Annotated in this window: 15 protein-coding genes; 5 read left to right on the plus strand and 10 right to left on the minus strand. The window is 68.6% G+C overall.

Annotation, left to right across the window (positions count from 1 at the left end; genetic code table 11):
• Positions 1-78 precede the first annotated feature (78 nt).
• Entirely contained in the window at positions 79-627 is a 549-nt protein-coding gene (locus NQV15_RS11200; protein ID WP_232399941.1) for a hypothetical protein, read from the minus strand.
• A 211-nt stretch (positions 628-838) separates the two neighbouring features.
• On the opposite strand from NQV15_RS11200, the gene NQV15_RS11205 reads away from it, so the two are divergent.
• From NQV15_RS11205 to NQV15_RS11220, 4 genes are all read left to right on the plus strand, one after another.
• Positions 839-1,567 (plus strand): amino acid ABC transporter ATP-binding protein, encoded by a 729-nt coding sequence (locus NQV15_RS11205; RefSeq protein WP_232399988.1) that lies wholly within the window; start codon positions 839-841, stop codon positions 1,565-1,567.
• 32 nt (positions 1,568-1,599) lie between these two features.
• Positions 1,600-2,505 carry a glutamate ABC transporter substrate-binding protein gene (locus NQV15_RS11210; protein WP_232399942.1) on the plus strand — a complete coding sequence of 302 codons (906 nt, stop codon included), beginning with the start codon at positions 1,600-1,602 and terminating at the stop codon, positions 2,503-2,505.
• A 65-nt stretch (positions 2,506-2,570) separates the two neighbouring features.
• The gene (locus NQV15_RS11215; RefSeq protein WP_232399943.1) at positions 2,571-3,218 is read left to right on the plus strand and encodes an amino acid ABC transporter permease; all 648 of its coding nucleotides are present in this window, start codon (positions 2,571-2,573) and stop codon (positions 3,216-3,218) included.
• Positions 3,215-4,063: an amino acid ABC transporter permease gene (locus tag NQV15_RS11220; RefSeq protein ID WP_232399944.1), complete on the plus strand. Its 849-nt coding sequence runs from the start codon at positions 3,215-3,217 to the stop codon at positions 4,061-4,063. The genes NQV15_RS11215 and NQV15_RS11220 overlap by 4 nt, the downstream gene beginning before the upstream one ends.
• A 1-nt stretch (position 4,064) precedes the next feature.
• Here the strand turns inward: NQV15_RS11220 and NQV15_RS11225 are convergent, their stop codons facing one another.
• Together NQV15_RS11225 and NQV15_RS11230 are read right to left on the minus strand one after the other, a co-directional pair.
• Positions 4,065-4,529, minus strand: a complete 465-nt coding sequence (locus NQV15_RS11225; RefSeq protein ID WP_232399945.1) for a hotdog fold domain-containing protein — start codon at positions 4,527-4,529, stop codon at positions 4,065-4,067.
• Positions 4,530-4,559: 30 nt separating this feature from the next.
• Entirely contained in the window at positions 4,560-5,645 is a 1,086-nt protein-coding gene (locus tag NQV15_RS11230; RefSeq protein ID WP_232399946.1) for a WD40/YVTN/BNR-like repeat-containing protein, read from the minus strand.
• A 45-nt stretch (positions 5,646-5,690) separates the two neighbouring features.
• Here NQV15_RS11230 and NQV15_RS11235 point away from each other — a divergent pair, with 45 nt between their 5' ends.
• A complete protein-coding gene (locus tag NQV15_RS11235) occupies positions 5,691-6,236 on the plus strand; it encodes a PadR family transcriptional regulator (protein WP_232399947.1) in 546 nt (181 codons plus the stop codon).
• A 13-nt stretch (positions 6,237-6,249) separates the two neighbouring features.
• Here NQV15_RS11235 and NQV15_RS11240 read toward each other — a convergent pair whose 3' ends face one another.
• From NQV15_RS11240 to NQV15_RS11270, 7 genes are all read right to left on the minus strand, one after another.
• Positions 6,250-6,768: a regulatory protein RecX gene (locus tag NQV15_RS11240; protein WP_232399948.1), complete on the minus strand. Its 519-nt coding sequence runs from the start codon at positions 6,766-6,768 to the stop codon at positions 6,250-6,252.
• Between the two features lie 45 nt (positions 6,769-6,813).
• Positions 6,814-7,830, minus strand: a complete 1,017-nt coding sequence (gene recA, locus NQV15_RS11245) for a recombinase RecA (protein WP_439647523.1) — start codon at positions 7,828-7,830, stop codon at positions 6,814-6,816.
• A 228-nt stretch (positions 7,831-8,058) separates the two neighbouring features.
• On the minus strand, positions 8,059-9,078 hold the full coding sequence (locus NQV15_RS11250) for a Gfo/Idh/MocA family protein (RefSeq protein WP_232399950.1): 1,020 nt from the start codon (positions 9,076-9,078) through the stop codon (positions 8,059-8,061).
• Positions 9,075-10,112, minus strand: coding sequence for a LacI family DNA-binding transcriptional regulator (locus tag NQV15_RS11255; RefSeq protein WP_232399951.1), 1,038 nt, complete (start codon positions 10,110-10,112; stop codon positions 9,075-9,077). Before NQV15_RS11255 ends, NQV15_RS11250 begins: the two co-directional genes overlap by 4 nt.
• Positions 10,113-10,134: 22 nt before the next feature.
• On the minus strand, positions 10,135-11,496 hold the full coding sequence (locus tag NQV15_RS11260) for a GH1 family beta-glucosidase (protein WP_232399952.1): 1,362 nt from the start codon (positions 11,494-11,496) through the stop codon (positions 10,135-10,137).
• Positions 11,493-12,317 carry a carbohydrate ABC transporter permease gene (locus NQV15_RS11265; RefSeq protein ID WP_232399953.1) on the minus strand — a complete coding sequence of 275 codons (825 nt, stop codon included), beginning with the start codon at positions 12,315-12,317 and terminating at the stop codon, positions 11,493-11,495. The genes NQV15_RS11260 and NQV15_RS11265 overlap by 4 nt, the downstream gene beginning before the upstream one ends.
• Positions 12,317-13,210, minus strand: a complete 894-nt coding sequence (locus NQV15_RS11270; RefSeq protein ID WP_232399954.1) for a carbohydrate ABC transporter permease — start codon at positions 13,208-13,210, stop codon at positions 12,317-12,319. The genes NQV15_RS11265 and NQV15_RS11270 overlap by 1 nt, the downstream gene beginning before the upstream one ends.
• Positions 13,211-13,256: the final 46 nt, after the last annotated feature.

A 13,256-nucleotide genomic window follows, 5' to 3' on the forward strand; every position in this document is an offset into this window, starting at 1 on the left:
GATCACGATGAGCGTGCCGACGACCGAGATCGCCAAGGAGCCGAGACAGCCCAGCCTGTTGCTGAAGAACAGCACGGATCAGCCGAGGACGCGCTTGGCGATGCCCTTGTGCACCTCGGAGGGACGCTCCTGCTCACCGGCGAAGGCGCTGACGACGACCAGGGCGCCGGTGAGCGCAGGCACGGCCCACTGCAGCATCCGGAGCTGGCGCTGCGCAGCGGCGACCTCGGGCGGAGTGCCCATGGCCGGCTTCGTGCCCGACGAGGCAGGGACGTTCTGGTGCGCGGACACCTTCTTGCCCAGCACCCGGCTGTACGCCGTGACGCCGAGCGCTGCGGCGGTCAGTCCGGTCTTGGCCAGGGCCATCGACGCGACGCCCTGCTGATCCTTGATGCGCGCCTTGTTGCCGCCGATCTGGCCGAGGCTGCCGATCAGGTGAGCACCGATCGCTGCAGCGTTGACCGGCGTCCAGCGGTCCCATCCGGCGTTGGCGACGGCACCGACGTCAGAGGCTCCGGAGGCCTTCGCCGCTGCGGGGTTCAGCGCCACCGCATTGGCGAGCGTTCCGCCGAACCAGGCGGACAGGCCGAGATCGTGCAGGGAGCGAGAGATCGTGTTGCGGGACATGGTCCTCCTGGGAGTGAGTGCCGCCCGGACCGTTCCGGGCATCGGCGCTCGCAGTACCCGATGACCTCGACCGGCAAACGGCACTGCATCGTTGCCTGTCGCTCCCCCGCGCCATCGTTACATTTCGATGACAGCCGGTGCTGCACCCGGTGGCTCCCACGGGCGCCGCCCCGATCCCGCTAGGTTGTCCCGCATGGCTGACACGATTCCCATGGTGGCGATGCACGGCGTGCAGAAGTGGTTCGGCGACCTGCACGTCCTCAAGGACATCGAGCTGGAGGTCGCTCCCGGCGAGGTCGTCGTCGTGATCGGGCCGTCCGGCTCGGGCAAGTCGACGCTGTGCCGCGCGATCAACCGCCTCGAGGTCGTCCAGGAAGGCACCATCGTCGTTGACGGCGAGCCGCTTCCGGCCGAGGGCAAGGATCTGGCGCAGCTGCGTGCGGACGTCGGGATGGTCTTCCAGTCGTTCAACCTGTTCGCGCACAAGACCGTGCTGGAGAACGTAACGCTCGGCCCGATCAAGGTCAGGGGTCTGAAGAAGGCGGACGCCGACAAGCGCGGCATGGAGCTGCTCGCCCGCGTGGGCGTCGAATCCCAGGCAGGCAAGCTGCCGGCCCAGCTCTCCGGAGGTCAGCAGCAGCGCGTCGCCATCGCGCGCTCGCTCGCGATGGACCCGAAGGTCATGTTGTTCGACGAGCCGACCTCGGCCCTCGACCCCGAGATGATCAAGGAAGTCCTCGACACGATGGTGGACCTGGCCAAGGGCGGCATGACCATGGTCGTCGTGACGCACGAGATGGGCTTCGCGCGCACCGCCGCCGACCGCGTCCTGTTCATGGCGGACGGCCGGATCGTCGAGCAGAACACACCCGAGGCGTTCTTCACCAACCCCCAGACTCCCCGCGCCCAGGACTTCCTCGCGAAGATCCTGACCCACTGACGCACGTTCATCACATCGAGGGAAGGAAACCCATGAAGTTCCGCACCACACGAACGCGCCGGGCCCGCTGGGCTGCCATCGCCGCCACCGCCGCACTGACCCTGTCCGCCTGTGGCAGCGCCGGTGAGGACAGCTCCGACGACAATGACGTCGACGTCTCCTCGGACGCCGCATCCTCCTTCGAGGACGGCACCCGCATGAAGGAGCTGGCCGAGGCCGGCACCGTCAAGATCGGCGTCAAGTTCGACCAGCCCGGTGTCGGCTTCAAGGCCGCCGGCGCCAAGACGCCCACTGGTTTCGATCCCGAGATGGGCAAGGTGATCGCGGGCAAGCTGGGCATCTCCCCCGACAAGATCAAGTGGGTCGAGACGATCTCCGACAACCGCGAGCCCTTCCTGCAGGCAGGCACCGTCGACTTCGTCCTCGCGTCCTACTCGATCACCGACGAGCGCCGCAAGGTCGTCGGCCAGGCCGGCCCCTACTACGTGACCGGCCAGAGCCTGCTCGTGGCCGCGGACGACGACAGCATCAAGGGCCCGGAGGACCTCAAGGGCAAGAAGGTCTGCTCGGTCACCGGCTCGACGTCCATCAAGACGGTGGAGGAGAAGTTCGGCGCCCAGCCGGCCGGCTTCGACACCTACTCCGAGTGCGTCGAGCAGCTCAAGAACGGCTCGGTCGACGCCGTCACCACCGATGGCGCGATCCTGCTCGGCTACGCCGCCGAAGCACCCGACCAGATCAAGGTCGTCGGTGAGCCCTTCTCGGAGGAGCGCTACGGCATCGGCTACAGCAAGGACAGCCCCGAGCTGTGCGAGTTCATCAACGACACGCTGACCGAGTCGTTCGACGGCGGCGCCTGGAAGAAGGCGTTCGACGCCACGCTCGGCAAGTCGGGCAACGACGCGCCGGAGACCCCGGCCCTCGATCCCTGCAGCTGATCGACATGACGGCGGGCGGGTCACGACGACCCGCCCGCCGTCCCCTACTCATGAGGAGGTGACGCATGGACGCACTGACCGACAACTTCGACCTGATCCTGAAGGGATTCCTCGAGACGCTCAAGCTGCTGCTGTCGTCCGGCGTGTTGGCGCTGGTGCTCGGGACCCTGATCGGGGTGTTCCGTCTCAGCCCGGTGCCGATCCTGCGCGGAACGGCCATCGCCTACGTCACCATCTTCCGCAACACCCCGTTGCTGGTGCTGATCCTGCTGGCCATCTACGGCCTGCCGCAGCTGGGCATCGACTTCGGCTTCTTCTGGAACATCACCCTGGCGATGGGGGTCTACACCGCGTCATTCGTGACCGAGGCGATCCGTTCCGGCGTGAACGGCATCCCCCTCGGTCAGGCGGAGGCCGCCCGATCGATCGGCATGCCCTTTGGCATGACCATGACCCAGGTGCTGCTGCCCCAGGCCTTTCGACTCGTCGTCCCGCCGCTGGCGAGCGTGTTCATCGCGTTGACCAAGAACACCTCGCTCGCCGCCGGTTTCGGCGTCGCCGAGGCCACGTTCCGGCTCAAGGGCCTGCTCAACGACTACGCCACCGAGCGGATCGCGATCTTCGTGGGCATCGCCGTCGGCTACATCATCATCGTCGAGCTGATCTCGCTCGGCGCCCACCTCTTCGAGCGCAAGTATGCGGTGACCCGATGAGCTCTGTCCTGTTCGACGTCCCCGGGCCCAGGGCCGCCCGCCGCCACCGGATCATCGGCATCGCCACCGTGATCGCGGTGATCGCGATCATCGGCGCCGTGATCTGGAAGTTCCAGGCCGAGGGCCAGCTGACCTACGCCAAGTGGGAGCCGTTCTTCACCCCCAGCCTCATCCAGCTGCTCCTCAAGGGCCTGGCCTGGACCATCCTCGCCGGCGCGCTCGCGATCGTCTTCGCCGTTCCCCTGGGCATGGTCCTGGGCGTCGCCAAGCTGTCGGACCACCGGATCATCCGCTGGCCGGCCTGGCTGTTCGTCGAGTTCTTCCGCGCCGTGCCGCTGCTGATGCTGATCATCTTCATCTGGTCGATGCAGGGGTTCCCACTCGACACGATCTTCCCGTTGGTGCTCGGACTGCTGCTGTACAACGGCTCCGTGCTGGCCGAGGTGGTGCGCGCCGGCATCAACGCCGTGCCGGTCGGCCAGGCCGAGGCGGCGTACGCCCTTGGCCTGCGCAAGCACCAGGTCATGCGGATCATCCTGCTCCCGCAGGCGATCAAGATCATGCTCCCGTCGTTCATCAGCCAGTGCATCGTGGCGCTCAAGGACACCAGCCTGGGGTTCTACATCCTGGCGCCGGGCCTCACCTTCGCCGGCCGCGAGATCTACAAGACGTTCCAGAACTACCTGCAGACCGCGATCGTTCTCGCGGTCGTCTACATCATCCTCAACCTGCTGCTGGGCCTGCTCGGCGAGTGGCTGCAGCGACGGTTCGGCGGGGAGTCGAAGATCCAGATGGTCGGCGACGTCGTGCGGGCGCAGCCCGAGGGCGCGACCGCACGAGCGTAGGTCAGCGGTTCTTCGCCGGGACGACCCACAGGTGGATCGTCCCGGCAACCGTGACGGTGCCGTCCTCGGTGACCGCCTTCACGGTGACCGGGACGTCGGGAGCGCCGGCCCAGTCGGCCTCGGTCGTCTCGGCCGTGCAGGTCAGCGCGCTCGTCGACTTGGCCAGGTACTGCACGTCCATGCCCTTGGGCAGCCAGCGCATGCCGGGCGGGCAGGTCGCCTCGGCCAGCAGGCCCATCGCGGCCTCCAGACCGTTGCAGGCGGCGATGGCATGGATCGTGCCGATGTGATTCTTGACCGACCGACGCTTGGGGATGACGACCTGACCCAGGTGCGGCTTCATCTCCTGCACGCGCATGTGGATCGACGCGAAGTACGGCGCCTTCTGGCCGTACAGGACGGAGAACAGTCGCTTGCCCTGCGGCAGAGCGGTGATCTTGCGGTACAGGTCGAACGTCGATGACATGCCGTCATGTTACCCACAGGTAACCGCTGGTCAGACCACCGCCGCGCGGATGCACAGGACATCGGGCAGGTTGGTGCGCAGCTCGGTCCATGAGCCGCCCTCGTCGTTGCTGGCCCACACCGACCCGTGACGGGTGCCGATGTACAGGCCCGCCGGATCGGCACGATCGGCCGAGAAGCCGTCGCGGAGCACCGCTGTCCAGGCCTCCGGCGGCAGACCGGCGCCGATCTCCTCCCAGGTGTCCCCCGCGTCGGTGGATCGCCAGGCGGCCGGCTTGCCGTGCGGCGGGAACCGTCCGATCGCTCCGTCCAGCGGGTACACGTAGATCGTGCCGGGACGATGTGGGTGCGCCACCATCGGGAAGCCGAAGTCGGCCGGCAGACCGGCACTGATCGACTGCCAGCTGCGCCCGGCGTCGTCGGAACGGAACACGCCGCCGTGGTTCTGGGCGTAGAGCCGGTCGGGATCGCCGGCGTCGATCGCCACCTTGTGCACGCACTGGCCGAACTCGGGCGGCTCGCCCGGTAGGAACTCGGTGGTGATCCCGCGGTTGCGCGGAGCCCAGCTCGCTCCCCCGTCCTCGGAGCGGTAGACGCCGCCGGTCGACATCGCCACGGTCACGATGTCCGGGTCGGTCGGATGCGGCACGATCGTGTGGATCGCCTGGCCACCGAAGCCCTCTCCCCACTCGGGACGGTGCGGGTGGTCCCACAGGCTGCGCACGAGCTCGAAGTTCTCGCCCCGGTCACCGGAGCGGAACAGTGCCGACGGCTGGGTGCCGGCCCACACGACGTCCGGCTCGGCCGGCGAGGGCTGCAGCTGCCACACCCGCTCGACCGAGCTCCCCAGATCGGCCGGGAACCGAACCGTCCCGGTGGGCGACTCGGCCCACGTCCGGCCCAGGTCGTCGGACCGGTACACCATCGGGCCGTAGTGCCAGCTGGTCGAGCCGACCAGGAGGCGCGGGACGGCACCGCGCGTGTCGATGGCGGCGGCGTAGATCTCCTCCATCGGGAACAGTGGCGTGTCGTCCCAGTCCCAGTGCTCACGAGCCTCATCGGACCGGCCGACGAACAGACCCTTGCGGGTCCCGGCCAGGAGAACCGATGCTGTCATGCGGATCACCTCCCAGTGTTCCTAATTGGAAGTTACGCTACGAGCATGGCGCATTCACTGTCAACGACCTCGTACGCACTGCTGAGCCTGCTGGTGATCGACGGCGGCTCCGACGAGGGCATGACCGGGTACGAGATCAAGCAGCGCGCCGACTTCACGCTGCGGTTCTACTGGGTCTCCCCCGCGATGAGCCAGATCTACACCGAGCTGGACCGCCTGCTGTCGCACTCGTACGTCGCCGCGGTCGAGGAGACCTCCGGCAAGCGCACCAGCAAGCGCTATCGGATCACGCCGACCGGGCGCGAGGCCCTGCAGGCGTGGCTGCACCGCTCGGAGGACGACTTCCCGGTGCTCAAGCACCCCATCGCGCTGCGGCTGATGCTCGGCGCCATGATGGACCCCGACGAGGTGCGGGCCATGCTCGACCGCTACGAGAAGGCTCTGGCCGAGCGCCGCCAGGAGCTCGAGGCCGTGCGCGAGATGCTCGGGGACCGCGAGGAGGTCGCCTATCCGGCGCGGGTCGCCGAGTGGGGACTGTCGTTCTTCGACTCCGAGGCCGCGACGATCAACCGGGTGCGGGACTCGCTCTGAGCCGCCGCGGCACTCACATCGACTCGAGTGCCTCGGCCTCGGAGCCCAGCTCGGACCGTACGACGCCCACGGCCAGCTGCGGCGCATAGCCCTTGCGGGCCAGCATCCCCACCAGCCGGCGCATCTTGGTGGCCTCGTCCAGGCGCGACATCGAGCGCAGCCTGGTCTGCACCAACCGGTGTGCGGCCTCCAGCTCGACCTCGGGATCGAGCTCACCGAGGACCTGTTTGGTCAGCTCGTCGTCGACACCCTTGCGACGCAGCTCGTCGGCCAGGGCGCGCGAGGACAGGCCCTTGCCGCGCTGACGGGCCTGCACCCACGAGCGGGCGAAGTCCTCGTCGTCGATCAGGCCGGCCACCTCGAACTTGGCCAGCGTCGCCTCGACGACCCCCTCAGGCACCTGCTTCTTGGCAAGTGCCTGAGAGAGCTCGCCGCGACTGTGCGCTCGTTCGCTGAGCTTGCGGACGACGACCTCCTTGGCGAAGCTCGCCAGCTCCTCGGGGGTCATCTCGTCCACGGGTGTCCGGGCCACGGTTCACTCAGCTCTTCTCGCGCAATTCGGCGGCGACGCGCCGGATCAGAACTCGGTGGCGTCGAGGTCGGGACCGTCGACGACCTCGAGAGCCGGCTTGTCGTCCTGCGGGCCGATGCCCTTGGCCTTCATGATGCGCTTCTCGAGCTCCTCGGCCAGGTCGGGGTTGTCCTTCAGGAACGCCCTCGACTTCTCCTTGCCCTGGCCCAGCTGATCGCCCTCGTAGGTGTACCAGGCGCCGGCCTTGCGGACCAGACCACACTCGACGCCCACATCGATCAGGCTGCCCTCGCGGCTGATGCCCTGGCCGTACATGATGTCGAACTCGGCCTGCTTGAACGGCGGGGCGAGCTTGTTCTTGACCACCTTGACGCGGGTACGGTTGCCGACCATGTCGGTGCCGTCCTTGAGCGTCTCGATGCGCCGGACGTCGAGACGGACCGAGGCGTAGAACTTCAGCGCCTTGCCGCCCGTCGTGGTCTCGGGCGAGCCGAACATGACGCCGATCTTCTCGCGCAGCTGGTTGATGAAGATCGCCGTGGTGCCCGAGCCGTTGATGGCACCGGTCATCTTGCGCAGCGCCTGGCTCATGAGACGAGCCTGCAGACCCACGTGGCTGTCGCCCATCTCGCCGTCGATCTCGGCGCGGGGCACGAGCGCCGCCACGGAGTCGATCACGATGATGTCCAGGGCACCCGAGCGGATCAGCATGTCGGCGATCTCGAGCGCCTGCTCACCGCTGTCGGGCTGCGAGATCAGCAGGGCGTCGGTGTCGACGCCGAGCTTGCGGGCGTAGTCGGGGTCGAGCGCGTGCTCGGCGTCGATGAACGCCGCGACGCCGCCTGCGCGCTGCGCATTGGCCACCGCGTGCAGGGCGACGGTCGTCTTTCCGGAGGACTCCGGTCCGTAGATCTCGACGACGCGGCCGCGCGGCAGACCGCCGATGCCCAGCGCGATGTCGAGCGTCGTGGCGCCGGTGGGGATGACCTCGATCGGCGCACGGGCCTGGTCACCCAGTCGCATGACGGCGCCCTTGCCATGGGCGCGATCGATCTGTGCCATCGCGTTCTCGAGGGACTTGCCCTTGTCCTTGCTCGTCGCGAGGGAGCTGTTGGGCTGTGCCATGGTGGATCCGTTTCTGCTGGTGGGTGGCCGGTCATCGACGACGTTAGAAGGACCCTCAGACATATGTGGGCCTCGTCGACCCGTCTGTGGATGCTGTCCTGCTCACGTCCAACCTGTGGGCACCAGCCTATACGAACATCTGTTCGAGAGTCAGCGACACGCCGATCAGGTCCGCCCGATGCCGTCCAGCTCGACGTCGCCGGGTCGTGGCTGCATGCCGGCGGCACGGTACGTCGCGTCGACCAGGTCCATCGTGGCGACCGCGTCGTCCAGCCCGAGCGGAGGAGGCGCGGTCCCCCGCACCGCCGCGTCCAGCGCCGCGAGCTGCCAGTCATAGGACGTCGGCCCGGTGACCCACTCGTGCCGCTCGGCGCTGCCCACGGTGACCAGCAGCCGCTCGTCCAGCTGCGGCAGCACGAAGCACGGCGCCTCCAGCTGGCCGCGGCTGCCGGTCAGGACCAGTCGCATCTGCAGCTCCGGTCCGGCCATGTGTGCCAGGAGGGATGCGGTGGCACCCGCCGGCAGCTCGAGCTCGGCCTGCACCCACTCGTCGACACCGGCCCGTCCCACCCGCTGACCCGCCCGGGCCGAGCGGACCAGTGGGCTCCCACCCAGCCATCCGGCCACCTGGCCGAAGGCGTGCAGCCCGTAGCAGCCCAGATCCATCATCGCGCCGCCTGCCAGGTCCAGCCGCCACCGCGGGTCGTCGTCCGCAGGGGCGGGGATCATGACGGTCGCCTCGACGTGCCGCAGATCGCCCAGCTCGCCGCTGAGCACGATCGCCCGGATGCGCCGCAGCATCGGGTGCATCGCGTAGTGGAACGCCTCCATCACGATGCGGTCCGATCCACAGGCCGCGTCCGCGACGCTTCGCGCCTGTGCGCCGTTGGCGGCGAACGGCTTCTCGCTCAGCACGTGCTTGCCCGCCGCGACGGCGCGGAGGTTCCACGGCGCGTGCTGGCTGTTGACCAGTGCGTTGTAGACCACGTCCACCTCGGGATCGGCCAGCACCTCGTCGTACGAGCCGTAGGCACGCTCCACGCCGTGCCTGGTCGCGAAGGCGCGGGCCCGGCCGGCGTCACGGGCACCCACGGCCACGACCCTGTGCCCGGCCAGACGGGCCGGCGCGATCAGCGCGCTCTCGGCGATGCGGGCGGCCCCCAGGACACCGATTCGCAGCGTCACCCGTCGACCCGGACGGTGCTGGCCCGCACGAGGAGCTCCACCGGGAGGACGAGGTGCTCCGCGATCCGCTCCTCGGCGTCGATGTGGCGAATCAGCATCTCGGCCATCTGACGGCCGAGCTCCACCAGCGGCTGGCGGACCGTCGACAGCGGCGGGTCGCTGGTCTCGGAGGCCTTGGTGCCGTCGAAGCCGATCACCGCGACGTCCTCCGGGACGCGACGGCCGTGCGCGCGCAATGACCGCATCGCCCCCATCGCCATGAGGTCGCTGGCGGCGAAGACGGCGTCGATGTCCGGCCGGCGCGCGAGCAGCTCCTCCATGCCGGCCCAGCCGCTGTGCTCGCTGAAGTCACCCTCGACGACCAGCTCGTCGTCGTGCCCGAGCCCCGCGGCCGCGATGGCATCCCGGTAGCCGTCCAACCGGTCACGGCCCGACGCCATGACGTGGGGGCCGGCGATCGTGGCGATCGTGCGTCGCCCGGTCGCCGCCAGGTGGGCGACCGCCTGCCGCGCCCCGTCCACGTTGTCGACGTCGACGAACGAGCCGGCCCACTGGTCGGACCGGCCACCCACCACGACCGGCAGCCCGCGGGCGTCCAGGTCGACCGGGAAGGCCTCGTCGTCGTGCAGCGACAGCAGCAGGACCCCGTCGACGTGCTGCCCGGTCAGGTAGGCGCCGATCCGCTGGGCCTGGTCGGTGCTGTGCACGAGGGAGAGCACGAGCTGGCGCGATGCGTCGTTGAGCGCCGAGGAGATGCCACGGACGACACCGGCGAAGAAGGGTTCACCGAAGATGCGTTCCTCCGACTCGGCGATGACCAGCGCGACGGTGCCGGTGCGGCGGGTCACCAGGGTCCGAGCGGCCTGGTTGGGCACGTAGCCGAGCTCCTCGACGGCCCGCATGACGACCTCGCGGGTGCGCTGGCTGACCTGCGGCGATCCGTTGATGACGCGCGAGGCCGTCCCCCGACCGACGCCGGCCAGTGCGGCGACCTGCTCCAGCGTCGGCTGGCTCCGCGTCCCGTCGACGCTCATGCGTCTCGTCCTGTCGCAGTGGTCACGAGCCCAGTATCCCGGCGCGGTGGGTCCCGATGAGATCGGCGTACCAGCGGGCACTGTCCTTGGGGGTTCGCACCTGCGTCTCGTAGTCGACGTGGACGATCCCGAACCGCTTGTCGTACCCCTCGGCCCACTCGAAGTTGTCCCACAGCGACCACGCGAAGTAGCCCCGGACGTCCATGCCCCGCTCGCGCATCATGACCAGGGAGGCCAGGTGGCTCTGGATGAAGTCGATGCGGTCGGCGTCGTGCACCGTCCCGTCGACCACCTCGTCGTCGAACGCGGCACCGTTCTCGGTCAGGTAGACCGGGATGGGCGGGTAGTCGCGCTGCACCTGGCTGAGGACGTCGACCAGTCCGGACGGGTCGATGTCCCAGCCGGTGGCCGTGCGGGGCAGCCCGTTGTCGAGCTGGAACCGCACCGCGGCGGTGCCCGGCCACAGACCGGCGCCGACGACGTGGCGGGTGTAGTAGTTGACGCCCAGGAAGTCCAGCGGCTGCGCGATCGTGGCGGTGTCGCCGTCGCGGATGAACCCCGCATCGGTGATCGGCGCGAGATCGGCCAGGACGTCCTTGGGATAGCTGCCCTTGAGCATGGGGTCCAGGAACCAGCGGTTCATGATGCCGTCGATGCGGCGCACCGCGTCATCGTGTCGTCCGGAGTCGTCGACCGGCGTGATCGGGTAAAGATTGACCGTCACACCCACCTGGGCGTCCGGGACGATCTCCCGCAGCCGTTGCACCGCCAGGCCGTGGCCGAGCATCAGGTGGTGGGACGCCGCGACGGCCTCGGCCGGATCGGTCCGTCCGGGGGCGTGCAGACCGCTGGCGTAGCCCAGGAAGGCCGCGCACCACGGCTCGTTGAGCGTGATCCAGTGCTTGAGCCGGTCGCCGACCGCCTCGGCGATGATCGCGGTGTAGTCGGCGAACCGTTCGGCGGTCTCGCGCTGCGGCCATCCCCCGGCCTGCTCGAGCGCCTCGGGCAGGTCCCAGTGGTACAGCGTCGCCCACGGGGTGATGCCACGCTCCAGCAGCCCGTCGACCAGGCGGTCGTAGAACGCGATGCCGGGTGCGTTGCCGGTGCCCGCCCCGTCGGGCTGCACCCGCGGCCACGCCACCGAGAACCGGTAGGCGTTCAGGCCCAGTTCGGTCATCAGGTCCAGGTCGTCGCGCCAGCGGTGGTAGTGATCGATCGCGATCGCCCCGTCGTCCCCGTTCGCCACCCGTCCGGGCGTGGCGGCGAAGGTGTCCCAGATCGACGGCGTGCGGCCGTCCTCGTCGGCCGCACCCTCGATCTGGTACGACGATGTCGCCGCGCCCCAGCAGAAGTCAGCGGGAAGCCCCGAGATGTCGAGTGTCATGCCTTGAGTCCACCTTCCATGATGCCGCCGATGATCTGGCGACCGAAAACGATGAAGACCACCACGAGCGGCAGGGTGCCGATGAACGTGCCGGCCATGATGAGTGACTGGTCGGAGTAGTAGCCGCTGGACAGCCGCGACAGCGCGACCTGCACGGTGGGGTGCTCGGAGTCGAGGGTCAGGTAGGGCCACAGGAAGTCGTTCCAGCGCTCCATGAACGTCAGCAGGCCCAGCACCGCGGCCGCCGGACGCAGCGCTGGGAAGACGATGCTGAAGAAGATGCGGAACGTCGAGGCGCCGTCGACCCGCGCCGCCTCGATCATCTCGTCGGGAATCGCCTGCTGCGCGAACTGCCGCATCATGAACACCCCGAAGCCGGCCACGACGAAGGGCAGCGTCACCGACTCCAGCCCGCCGTTGAGGCCCAGCTTGGTCATCAGCATGTACAGCGGGATGAGCCCGAGCTGGACCGGCACCATCATCGTGCCGATCACGAACAGCAGCAGGATGTTGCGGCCCTTGAACCGCAGCTTGGCGAAGGCGAAGCCGGCCAGCGATGAGGTCACGACGACGCACACGGTCGCGACGGTGGCGACCAGGAAGCTGTTGACCAGCGCCCGGCCGAACAGCACATCGGGATTGGCGAAGACCTCGTCCAGGTTCGGGAACAGCCGGCCGCCCAGCGACAGCGGTGGCGGCAGGGACACGATCTCGTCGGTCGTGCGCGAGGCCATGACGAGCATGAAGTACAGCGGGGCGGCCGACAGCAGCACCGTCGCGGTCAGGCCGATGTACAGCAGCGGGTTCTTGGTCCTGAGCATCAGTCCACCGACTTGATCCGGCGCAGCAGCGCCACGTTGATGATCGCGAAGACCGCGATGAGGAGGAACAACACCCACGCGACGGTCGATGCGTATCCGAACCGCTGGCCGGTGAAGGCCTGCTGGACGAGGTACATCGCGACGGTCTGGAACTGCCCCGTCGAGCCGCCGGCGATCGCATTGATGCCCGAGCCGAACAGCAGTGGCTCGGTGAACAGCTGGATGCCGCCGATCGTGGCCACGATCGAGACGAAGATGATCGTGGGCCGCAGCATCGGGACCGTGATGGACCAGAACTGCCGCCATGCCGAGGCGCCGTCGATGCGCGCCGCCTCGTACAGCTCCTTGGGCACCGCCTGCAGCGAGGCCAGCAGGATCAAGGCGTTGTAGCCCGTCCACCGCCAGTCGACCATGACCGAGATCGCCAGCCAGGACGACCAGCGGTGCCCCTGCCAGTCGATCGGGTCGAGGCCGATGGTGCCGAGGGCCCAGTTCACGATGCCGTAGTCGCGGGCGAAGATCAGCCCGAAGATGATGCCGACCGCCGCGACCGAGGTGACATTGGGCAGCAGGACCCCCATGCGCCAGAAGGTCCGGGCGCGCAGCTTGCTGTTGAGCACCTGCGCCAGCACCGTGGCCAGGATCAGCTGCGGCACGGTGGCCAGCACGAAGATGCCGATGGTGTTGGTCATCGCCCGCCAGAAGTCCGTGTCGTGCATGAGCTCGCGGTAGTTGGCCAGCCCGACGAACCCCTGGTTGCCGGCGAGCAGGCTCCAGTCGTGCAGGGAGACCCACAGCGTGTAGACCAGCGGGAAGAAGCCGAAGATCGCGAAGACGATGAAGAACGGCGAGACGAACGCGTACGGGGCGACGCGGGCCTCGGTCTTGGCCAACCGGTCACGCAGTCGCAGTGGACGTCTGCTGACCGGGCCGGCGCCT

It is taken from the genome of Aeromicrobium wangtongii, assembly GCF_024584515.1.
GTDB classification, from domain to species: Bacteria; Actinomycetota; Actinomycetes; order Propionibacteriales; family Nocardioidaceae; genus Aeromicrobium; species Aeromicrobium wangtongii.

Bases quoted from the DNA above. Each gene is read 5' to 3' on its own strand.
- NQV15_RS11220 (WP_232399944.1), top strand. From the start codon at position 3,215: ATGAGCTCTGTCCTGTTCGACGTCCCCGGGCCCAGGGCCGCCCGCCGC.
- NQV15_RS11210 (WP_232399942.1), top strand. From the start codon at position 1,600: ATGAAGTTCCGCACCACACGAACGCGCCGGGCCCGCTGGGCTGCCATC.
- NQV15_RS11225 (WP_232399945.1), bottom strand. From the start codon at position 4,529: ATGTCATCGACGTTCGACCTGTACCGCAAGATCACCGCTCTGCCGCAG.
- NQV15_RS11235 (WP_232399947.1), top strand. From the start codon at position 5,691: ATGGCGCATTCACTGTCAACGACCTCGTACGCACTGCTGAGCCTGCTG.
- NQV15_RS11265 (WP_232399953.1), bottom strand. From the start codon at position 12,317: ATGCTCAGGACCAAGAACCCGCTGCTGTACATCGGCCTGACCGCGACG.
- NQV15_RS11205 (WP_232399988.1), top strand. From the start codon at position 839: ATGGTGGCGATGCACGGCGTGCAGAAGTGGTTCGGCGACCTGCACGTC.
- recA (WP_439647523.1), bottom strand. From the start codon at position 7,830: ATGGCACAGATCGATCGCGCCCATGGCAAGGGCGCCGTCATGCGACTG.
- NQV15_RS11200 (WP_232399941.1), bottom strand. From the start codon at position 627: ATGTCCCGCAACACGATCTCTCGCTCCCTGCACGATCTCGGCCTGTCC.
- NQV15_RS11255 (WP_232399951.1), bottom strand. From the start codon at position 10,112: ATGAGCGTCGACGGGACGCGGAGCCAGCCGACGCTGGAGCAGGTCGCC.
- NQV15_RS11230 (WP_232399946.1), bottom strand. From the start codon at position 5,645: ATGACAGCATCGGTTCTCCTGGCCGGGACCCGCAAGGGTCTGTTCGTC.
- NQV15_RS11260 (WP_232399952.1), bottom strand. From the start codon at position 11,496: ATGACACTCGACATCTCGGGGCTTCCCGCTGACTTCTGCTGGGGCGCG.
- NQV15_RS11215 (WP_232399943.1), top strand. From the start codon at position 2,571: ATGGACGCACTGACCGACAACTTCGACCTGATCCTGAAGGGATTCCTC.